At 56.3% G+C, this 1,353-nt stretch carries 2 protein-coding genes; both read right to left on the reverse strand.

Features of this window, described 5'->3' with window-relative positions; all coding sequences use genetic code 11:
- Positions 1-786: ABC transporter ATP-binding protein (locus ACFHWW_RS33775; protein WP_379943700.1), on the reverse strand; the 786-nt coding region annotated here is incomplete at its 3' end.
- Positions 773-1,353, reverse strand: a 581-nt coding sequence (locus ACFHWW_RS33780; protein WP_379943702.1) for an ABC transporter ATP-binding protein, incomplete at its 5' end; no start/stop codon positions are given. The genes ACFHWW_RS33775 and ACFHWW_RS33780, both read right to left, overlap by 14 nt.

The raw sequence follows: 1,353 nt of genomic DNA on the forward strand, positions 1-1,353 counted from the left end.
CAGCAAGGCTTCCGTATAGGGGTGGCGGGGCCGGGAAAAGAGTTGTTCTTTGCTCGCCAGTTCGACGATTCTGCCGAGATACATGACAGCGATACGATCGCTGATGTGCTTGATGGCCGGCAAGCCATGAGAGATAAAGATGTACGTCAGATCGAATTCTTTCTGAAGCTTCGAAAGAAGGTTCAGAATCTGCGCCTGAATGGACACGTCGAGCGCCGAGACCACTTCGTCGCAAATGATCAGCTTCGGCTGTAGGGCGAGCGCTCTCGCGATCCCGATCCGCTGGCGTTGTCCTCCACTAAACTCGTGAGGAAAGCGATCGATGAAGGATCGGCTGAGGCCAACCGCGTTCATCAATTCGATCACGCGTTCACGAAGCTGTTTGCCCGAGGCAATTTTGTGGGCTCGAAGAGGTTCGCCGATCAGGTCCAATACCCGCATGCGAGGATTGAGTGACGAGAACGGATCCTGAAAGATCACCTGGAAGTCCTTGCGCCGTTGGCGCAGCGTCCGCGGCGCGAGATCGCAGAGGCTTTCACCCTCAAACAGGACGTCGCCCTCGGAAGGCTTGAGCAATTGCGCGATCACGTTTCCGGTGGTCGACTTCCCGCAACCCGATTCACCGACGATGCCGAGGGTTTCTCCGGCATAGACCTTCAGATCAATCCCATCAATCGCCTTGAGATATTGCGGCTCAGTGGAGAACCAATTCCAATCGCCCGAGACATCGAAGTATTTCTTGAGTCCTTTGAGCTCCAGCAGGGGTATTTGATCAGCCGTGTTCATGGAGCAGCCTTTCCTTTTTCTCGGGCAGCCAACAGCGCATTTGATGGTCCTTGTGCAGTTCCACCCAACCAGGCGCTGCTCTCACGCATTCCTCGAACGCGTATGGGCAGCGCGGATGGAACCTGCATCCTTCGGGCATGTTGGTGAGAGGCGGTACGGTGCCCTTGATCGGTTCCAGCTTGTCTTTCAGCTCGTGGATGTTTGGCGTGCTATTCAGCAAACCTTGGGTGTAAGGGTGGCTCGGATTGCGAAACAGGCTAAGCGTGTCGCCTTGTTCGACAATCTGGCCGCCATACATAACGATGACCCTGTCGGCCATTTCCGCCACCACCCCGAGGTCATGGGTGATCAGCACAATGGTCATCCCCAGATCGTTGCGCAGATCTTTCATCAGTTCGAGGATTTGGGCCTGTATCGTCACGTCGAGCGCGGTTGTCGGCTCGTCCGCGATCAGGAGAGACGGGTTGCAAGAGAGCGCCATGGCGATCATAACCCTTTGCCGCATCCCGCCGCTAAGTTCATGGGGATACGAGGCATGCACGGCCTCCGGACGAGGCATCCCGACTT

Origin of the sequence: Sinorhizobium sp. P24N7 (genome assembly GCF_042436655.1) — a bacterium.
Lineage (GTDB): Bacteria > Pseudomonadota > Alphaproteobacteria > Rhizobiales > Rhizobiaceae > Sinorhizobium > Sinorhizobium meliloti_A.